The 6,012-nt window shown below is 51.5% G+C and carries 5 protein-coding genes; 4 read left to right on the top strand and 1 reads right to left on the bottom strand.

What is annotated here, in order from left to right:
• The 4 genes from H5U36_08390 to H5U36_08375 form a co-directional block, all read left to right on the top strand.
• The coding region (locus H5U36_08390) for a hypothetical protein (protein ID MBC7218137.1) at positions 1–937 on the top strand (937 nt) is incomplete at its 5' end.
• On the top strand, positions 938–2,452 hold the full coding sequence (locus H5U36_08385; GenBank protein MBC7218136.1) for a sugar ABC transporter ATP-binding protein: 1,515 nt from the start codon (positions 938–940) through the stop codon (positions 2,450–2,452).
• Positions 2,436–3,416 (top strand): ABC transporter permease, encoded by a 981-nt coding sequence (locus H5U36_08380; protein ID MBC7218135.1) that lies wholly within the window; start codon positions 2,436–2,438, stop codon positions 3,414–3,416. Before H5U36_08385 ends, H5U36_08380 begins: the two co-directional genes overlap by 17 nt.
• 79 nt (positions 3,417–3,495) lie before the next feature.
• Positions 3,496–4,458: a substrate-binding domain-containing protein gene (locus H5U36_08375; protein ID MBC7218134.1), complete on the top strand. Its 963-nt coding sequence runs from the start codon at positions 3,496–3,498 to the stop codon at positions 4,456–4,458.
• Positions 4,459–4,492: 34 nt separating this feature from the next.
• Here the strand turns inward: H5U36_08375 and H5U36_08370 are convergent, their stop codons facing one another.
• On the bottom strand, positions 4,493–5,899 hold the full coding sequence (locus tag H5U36_08370) for an L-fucose/L-arabinose isomerase family protein (GenBank protein ID MBC7218133.1): 1,407 nt from the start codon (positions 5,897–5,899) through the stop codon (positions 4,493–4,495).
• Positions 5,900–6,012 lie beyond the last annotated feature (113 nt).

Here is a 6,012-nt window from a genome sequence, read left to right as displayed (position 1 = left end):
AATCCTTCTTCGGGATGCCATAGGGCTTTCCGGAGAGAAGCTTCTTGGCAGGGCCATGATGGAGAAGTTTGGGGGATGGCCTGTCTTTGCCAAATTCTTCGACAACATGAACCCCCTTTTCCACCACGTGCACCATGATGACGAGAAGGCAAAAAAAGTGGGAAGACTTGGGAAACCCGAAGGGTACTATTTCCCCCCGCAGCTCAACAACCACGGTGGGTACTTCCCCTACACCTTCTTTGGGCTGAATCCGGGAACAAGGAAAGAAGACGTCATCCGCTGTCTTGAGATGTGGGACAAGGGGGACAATGGCATCCTCTACCTCTCTCGGGCGTACAAGTTGAAACCGGGAACCGGCTGGATTGTGCAGCCTGGTATCCTCCATGCCCCTGGGTCTTTGCTCACCTATGAGCCTCAGAAGGCTTCCGATGTCTTTGCTCCCTTCCAGAACATCGTCTGGGACCGCTTCATTCCCTGGGACCTCGTGGTCAAGGATGTTCCTCCAGAGCACAAAAACGACCTCGAGTACATCGTGAGTCTCCTCGACTGGGAAGCGAACACGGACCCGGACTTCTTTGCCCATCACTACCTTGAGCCTAAGCCGGTGCGACCCCTTGAGGAGATGAGAGCGGAGGGGTACGAGGAGTACTTTGTGGTCTACGGTTCGGAGGACTTCTCTGCCAAGGAGCTCACCGTGTTCCCGAAGCGAAGTGTCACCATCAAGGAAGACGGACCGTATGGGGTTATCGTCATTCAGGGACACGGGAAGTTCGGTGTGCTCGATATTGAGACTCCAACCCTCATCCGCTTTGGGGAGATGACCAAGGATGAGCTCTTTGTGACCTATGAGGCAGCTCGAAGTGGTGTAACCATTGTGAACGAGAGTGAGACCGAGAACTTAGTCATGTTGAAACACTTTGGGCCTAAGGTGGAGTAGATGGATGATACGCCCATCCTTCACTTTGAGAAGCTGACCAAGCGTTTTCCAGGGGTTCTTGCCCTTGACAATGTGACCTTTTCCATTCGAAGAGGAGAAGTCCACGCCTTAGTTGGAGAAAACGGAGCCGGCAAGTCCACCCTTATCAAGATTGTGACCGGGGTGTACCAGAAAACCTCAGGCGAGATCTTCTTCGATGGTAAGCCGGTGCATTTTGCCAATCCACATGAGGCTCTCCGAAATGGAATTGCAGCAATCTACCAGGAGTTCAACCTTATTCCTGCTCTCACTGTTGCAGAGAACATTTTTATGGGGCACCATTTCGTGAAGCGGCGATTCTTTGTCGATTGGGATCGGATGCGAAAAGAGGCCCAGGAACTCATGCGCTTTCTCGGTGTGGATATCGATGTCGACCAAAAAGTTCGAGACCTTGGAGTCGCCAAAAAGCAAATTGTGGAAATCGCCAAAGCCCTCTCCCATAAGGCCAAGGTGCTCATCATGGATGAACCGACTGCGACACTGGCCCAAAAGGAGATCGAAGGGCTTTTCCGAATTATCAGGTTCCTGAAGAACGAAGGAGTAACGGTTATCTATATCTCCCACCGCCTCGAGGAAATTTACGAAGTGTGCGATAGGGTTACCGTTCTCCGGGATGGTCGCCACGTGGCTACACAAGATGTGAAGGATGTAACCATGGAAGACCTCATTCGCATGATGGTCGGTCGTGAGGTGGTGGAGAAATTCCCTCGGGTTTCCCATGCAATCGGGGAAGAGGTCTTGCGGGTGGAGGGTTTAACGAGGCGAGGGGTTCTTAAGGACATCTCTTTCTCCCTGCGAAAGGGAGAGATCCTTGGCATTGCCGGGATGGTTGGGTCTGGGAGAACGGAGCTTCTCCGAGCCATTTACGGTGTAGACCCCATAGACGGAGGGAAAATATACGTTCGGGGGAGGGAAGCTCGTATTCGCTCTCCCCTTGATGCCATAAACTATGGCATCGCTCTCCTCCCGGAAGAGCGGAAAGTCCACGGTCTTGTGCTTCTACTCTCGGTTCTTGATAATCTTGGTCTTCCTATTCTTCCTTTCGTCTCTGTGCGGGGATTCATCCATGATGGTCGTCTCAAGGCCATAGCACAGGATATGGTGCATCACATGAATATCAAGACTCCTTCTCTCTTCCAAAAGGTTATGTACCTCTCCGGGGGCAATCAGCAGAAGGTGGTTCTTGGGAAGTGGTTTGCCCGCAATTGCGATATTTACCTTTTCGACGAACCAACTCGAGGAATAGATGTCGGAGCAAAAGTCGAAATTTACCACCTCATGAACCGACTCCTTGAGCGGGGAGCTTCCATTATTATGGTGTCCTCTGAACTTCCAGAAATTCTTGCCATGAGTGACCGTATCCTTGTCATGCGGGAAGGAAGGATTGTTGGCGAGCTGTCCCGTGAGGAGGCTACCAAAGAGGTAATTCTGCGGCTTGCCCTTGGGAGGAGAGAAGAGTATGCCAGTGTTAGCTGAGGAGAAAACTACTCAGGTTTTTCAGAAATTCTTCATCTTCTGGGATAGGGTTGGCATTCTCCTTGCTTTCATTGTCGTCTTTGTGATGTTTGGGGCATTGACCCCCGTATTCTTCCACCCCCTCAACATCCTCAACGTTATCCGGCAGGTATCCATCATTGGGGTTATTGCTGTGGGCATGACCTTTGTCATTCTCCTTGGAGGGATTGACCTTTCGGTTGGTTCCATCGTGGCCTTTACGGGGATTATCGCTGCAGGATTTCAAGTGAAGTGGGGTGGAAGTTTATTTCTCAGCATTGTCGTACCACTCCTCATCGGTGGAGGCATTGGTTTTCTCAACGGCTTCATATCGACAAAGGGGAAGCTTCATCCTTTCATTGTGACCCTTGGGATGATGAGTATTTTCAGGGGTGCTACTCTCCTTGTGGCCCAGGGAAAACCGATTTCGGGGATGAGCCCCGCCTTCCGGTTCATTGGGGCAGGGATGGTTGGACCTATTCCGTTCCCTGTCATCCTCTTTTTGGGGTGCGTGGTTGTGGCAGGGATTGTCCTGAAAAGGACGGTCTTTGGCCGTTACATCTACGCCATAGGGGGGAACGAAGAGGCAGCGCTTCTCTCAGGCATCATGGTCGAGAGGTACAAAATCAGCGCTTTCACGCTCCTTGGTTTCCTCTCTGGATTGAGCGGGCTCATCCTGACTTCCCGTCTGAACTCGGGAGAACTCGTGGCGGGGCAAGGGTACGAACTTGACGTTATTGCTTCGGTGGTCATCGGTGGAACAAGCCTCATGGGGGGAGAAGGAGGGGTTTACGGAACGCTTGTTGGTGCCCTCCTTATCGGTGTTGTCTCCAACGGTTTGAACCTCCTTGGTGTTCAGCCGTACTGGCAGATGATTGTTAAGGGCGTCATCGTTATTTTTGCGGTACTCCTTGATAGACTTAAGCGTCGATTCCGTACATCGTGAGGGGAGGTGGAAGCAGGAGGAGAGAGAACCCCTTTTCTGGACATACCTTGTGCCATACTCTTGAAGGGAGGTTGTGGAAATGAAGAAGATCGTTTTGGGGTTTGTGATTGGGGTGTTCCTTACACTCTCGGTGTTCGGGTCCTTAGCGTTTGGGAAGGACCTCACTATTGGACTGTCGTTTCCAAGTCTCTCCTTCGCATGGTTTGCCTTTCTCGAGCAGGCGGTAAAGGACAAGGCTGCACAGCTTGGAGGTATTGAAGTTATTTCCCTTGAAGCGGAGAACAACGTCTCGAAGCAGATTTCTATCATTGAGGATATGATTATCCGGGGAGTGGATGGGGTTCTGCTTGTTCCCATTGAAGTTGAAGCGGTAATTCCAGCCATTGAGGCTTTGAACAAAGCCAATATTCCTGTTGTCACCGTAGACCGAAGAATCAAGGAAGGGGCACCGGTGCAAATCCTCTGCCACGTAGGCGCAGATAACGTTGAGGGTGGGAGAAAGGCTGCAAAGTTCATCGTTGAGAAACTCACGGAAAAGTACGGAGAGCCGAAAGGCGTTGTCATTGAGCTCACCGGGACCCCCGGCGCCGGACCAGCTATTGACCGAAGCGCAGGATTTAACGAAATCATGAAGCAGTACCCCAATATTGTTGTGAAGTCGCAAACCGCGAATTTCCGTCGTGAGGATGGCATGAAGGTCATGGAAGACTTCGTCATGAGCACTCCACAGATTGATGCTGTGTTCGGTGCCAATGATGAGATGATTCTTGGAGCCATTCAAGCCCTTGATGCAAGCGGGAAGTTTGATGTCAAGGAAGTCATAACAGTTGGATTTGATGCTCTTCCTGAAGCCCTGAAGCTTATTGAAGAGGGAATCCTTGATGCAACTATTGAACAGTTCCCAGGGAAACAGGCGTCCACAGCTTTTGAAATCCTTGTCAAGTACCTCAGAGAGGGAGTGCAGCCCGAAAAGCCCCTCGTCTACATTGAGCCAAAGGTAATCACGAAGGATAACCTGAACGAAGCAGAAAAGAGCTTCTGAACCTTAAGGCCCCGGATAAGTCCGGGGCCTTTTTTCAGAGGATTTCCCACTGTATCCCCAGAATCTCGCACACCATGATGAGCTCGTCCACGTAGTCGCCGTACACAGCATGGATGTGGTTGCAAGGGAATTTCTCGATGAAGCGTTCGATGGAGGTTTCGATACGGCAGAAGGCATGGGGCCATTCAATCTGAGTCCGCTGCATGATTTCCTCATTGGTTTTCTCATCAAACTGCACGAATTCTCCTCGAAGGATGGCCATCCAGTAGGTACCATTCCTTCGACCAAGGCGTGCGAGTGTCACTTTTCCTGGGTGGGCGAGATGGTGTACGGCAGCTCCTCCGGCGGGGAAGTAAAAGCCTTCGGGGTAGAAGATAACCTTGGGCAGATTGTCCCGGTAGTCAAAGCTCCCTCCGGCAAAGTACGTAGCGTGCTGCCCTGAGTTGCAAAGATCGAGTACTTCGTAGTCCTCGTGCCAGTGGCGGACGTCGGCGAAGAGTACAGGTGTACCGGCGAGTTTCTTGAGAATCTCCATGGTGATGGCGGCGTCCATATCTGCTTCAGTTGCGCACACAATGGGTTCCTTCGGGCCGTCAAAGTCGTAGGGGTCGTTGAGGAAAGCCTCGGCAACGTCCATGGTGCAGAAGTTGTTGGTGAGTTCTGGTTGGCCCTTGATGCCACAGAAATCAAGGTGCATCTCCTCACAGAGAGATTTTACGGCGTAGTAAGAGGCAATCTGGCGCTTCAGGATTTCGGGGGTCAGTTGCTTTCCGTCGTAGAGGATTTTCCCAACGTTTTCCTCGCACCACTTGAAGGCGTTTTCAATCTTTTCTCGAGGAATGGTTTCAGCACGCCGGACGATTTCCCACTGGTCGATGTGTTCAACATCGATGCCGAAAACCTTTGCCCAGGTATCTGCTCCAACGGTCGCCGTGTACATCCCCATGGGGCGTCCGCCAAAGCATCCGAATGTTTCTCCCCGAAGAGATTTCACGCATGATGCGGCCCGGATGAAGGTTTGAATTTTTCGAAAGACCTTCTCGTCAGCCACGTCTCCCGAAACCCGAATGTATGGTACCCCAATGTTTGCCAGTGCTCCGGAACTTGCAAGCATTCCCACGAGTCCGGGATACCCGGGGTTAATATTCGAGAGGCAAAGGTATGGTCGAGGAGCAAATTGAGCAGCAAGTACCGTAAAGTGGGGCCAAGACCAAATGGCGTAATTGAAGATGGTGCAGTCCACATCCTCCCGCTGGAGAATTTTCCCGGCTTGCACGGCGGTTTCATTATTCCAGGGGGGCTCAGGAGGTACAACAACTTCGTGCCCTGCTTCCCTGAGTCGCTGTACGAGTTTTTCCTGGAAAGCAAGGTTCATGGAGAGGAGTTCTCTGTGCACATGGGGACGTCCGTCCGAAAAAGTTATTACTCCGACTTTCGCCATGCATACACCTCCCTTTCGGTTCTTCTACTCTAATTGTAAACGAGACCGTGGTTTTTTCAAAGAAGTAAGGAGAGAGGAGGGGATGGAAATTTTTGAAGGCACACCGTATAATA

Origin of the sequence: Candidatus Caldatribacterium sp., assembly GCA_014359405.1 — a bacterium.
Classification (GTDB): domain Bacteria; phylum Atribacterota; class Atribacteria; order Atribacterales; family Caldatribacteriaceae; genus Caldatribacterium; species Caldatribacterium oleiphilum.
This window is presented reverse-complemented; position numbering and strand designations above follow the sequence as displayed.

Excerpts from the sequence above, each read along its gene's own strand:
- H5U36_08385 (MBC7218136.1), top strand. The coding sequence starts at position 938 with ATGGATGATACGCCCATCCTTCACTTTGAGAAGCTGACCAAGCGTTTT.
- H5U36_08380 (MBC7218135.1), top strand. The coding sequence starts at position 2,436 with ATGCCAGTGTTAGCTGAGGAGAAAACTACTCAGGTTTTTCAGAAATTC.
- H5U36_08375 (MBC7218134.1), top strand. The coding sequence starts at position 3,496 with ATGAAGAAGATCGTTTTGGGGTTTGTGATTGGGGTGTTCCTTACACTC.
- H5U36_08370 (MBC7218133.1), bottom strand. The coding sequence starts at position 5,899 with ATGGCGAAAGTCGGAGTAATAACTTTTTCGGACGGACGTCCCCATGTG.